The following is a 1,499-nucleotide window of genomic DNA, read 5'->3' on the forward strand; positions in this document are numbered from 1 at the left end:
CTCACTGGTTGACCCTGGGGGTGGACGAGGCGAATCGTCTTGTCTGCACCCCGGGTCTGCTGGGTCACTGCCGAGCTGAGCGAGTCGCTCTTCGGGGACGACCTGGCTGAGAGTTGCAGGGCCTGGTGGCCCGGGACGTGCAGATCGGCCATAGGGCTATGCGCCAAGGCTTGCCGGCCTGGAGCGCCTCAGTGAGCGACCGACCGTCACGTCCCGGACCGGAGTGCTGATCCGTGGGCTGACGGAAGGAGCACTCGCATGCAGGCTACGCCCACTTTCGCCGGGATCGACTGGTCCTGGCAGCACCACGCACTGTGCATCGTCGATGCCGATGGCCAGCGCATCGAGGAAGTCACGGTGCCGCACTCGCGACCGGGTCTGGCCAAGATCACGACGGTGCTGCGCCGTCACGGTGTGGCCCGGGTTGGGATCGAACGCGGTGACGGCCCGGTGGTCGAGCACCTGCTCCGTGATGGGTTCGAAGTCGTGGTCATCAGCGCCCGGCAGGTGAAGTCGCTGCGGGCTCGCTACGGTTCGGCGGGCAACAAGGACGACCGGTTCGACGCCTTCGTCTTGGCCGACGCGCTGCGCACCGACGCCGGCCGTTGGGTGGTCGTGCAGCCCGACAGCGAGGAGACGATCGCGCTGCGAATGCTGGTCCGCGCCCGACATGACCTGATCGACCACCGGATCGCGGTGCACAACCAGCTGCTGGCGGTGTTGCAGCACAACTTCCCCGGCGCGATCGGCCTGTTCAGCCAGCTCGACATCGCGATCAGCCTGGCGTTCCTACGACGCTTCCCGACCGAAGCGAAGGCCGCCTGGCTGATCGCAGGCAGGGGCGAGCTGCGGATGGCGCACTGGCTCAAGGCCAACGCCTACTGCGGCCGCCACACCCCGACCCGCCTGGTCGGCCACCTACGCCAAGCCGCCACCGGCCGCGTCACCGGTGCAGCAGCCGAAGCCAGCGAAGCCATCGTGCTGACCCTCGTAGACCTGCTCACCACGCTGCGCCACGAACAGGACCAGCTCGAGGCCAGGATCAAGGAAGCGCTGCTCGCCCACCCAGACGGGCAGATCTTCCAGTCGCTGCCCCGCGCCGGCACCATCCGCGCCGCCACCCTGCTAGCCGAGATCGGCGACTGTCGAGCCCGCTTTCCCGACCCAGCCTCGCTCGCTGCCGCAGCCGGTGTCGCACCCTCAACCAGACAGTCCGGCAAACACCTCAACGTCGCCTACCGCCGCGGCTGCAACAAACAACTCCGCGCAGCCCTGGTCGACTGGGCCCAGGACACGCCACGCGCCAACGCGTGGGCCCGCGACACCTACGACCGAGCCCGAGCACGCGGCTGCCGCCATCCCCACGCAGCGAGGATCCTGGCCCAGGGCTGGACCAGAATCCTCTGGCGATGCTGGCACGACCACGTGCCCTACAACCCCGACCTACACGGCCGGCTCAACACCCTCCTACCGGAGGCTGCTTGACATAGGGCTCTCAG

The 1,499-nt window shown here is 68.4% G+C and carries 1 protein-coding gene; it reads left to right on the plus strand.

The window, feature by feature from the left end:
• Positions 1-258: 258 nt before the first annotated feature.
• Positions 259-1,485 carry an IS110 family RNA-guided transposase gene (locus tag K8U61_RS24685; RefSeq protein WP_224125672.1) on the plus strand — a complete coding sequence of 409 codons (1,227 nt, stop codon included), beginning with the start codon at positions 259-261 and terminating at the stop codon, positions 1,483-1,485.
• Positions 1,486-1,499 lie beyond the last annotated feature (14 nt).

Source organism: Nocardioides mangrovi, assembly GCF_020073815.1.
GTDB classification, from domain to species: Bacteria; Actinomycetota; Actinomycetes; order Propionibacteriales; family Nocardioidaceae; genus Nocardioides; species Nocardioides mangrovi.

Coding starts and splice junctions, on each gene's coding strand:
- K8U61_RS24685 (WP_224125672.1), top strand. CDS start 259: ATGCAGGCTACGCCCACTTTCGCCGGGATCGACTGGTCCTGGCAGCAC.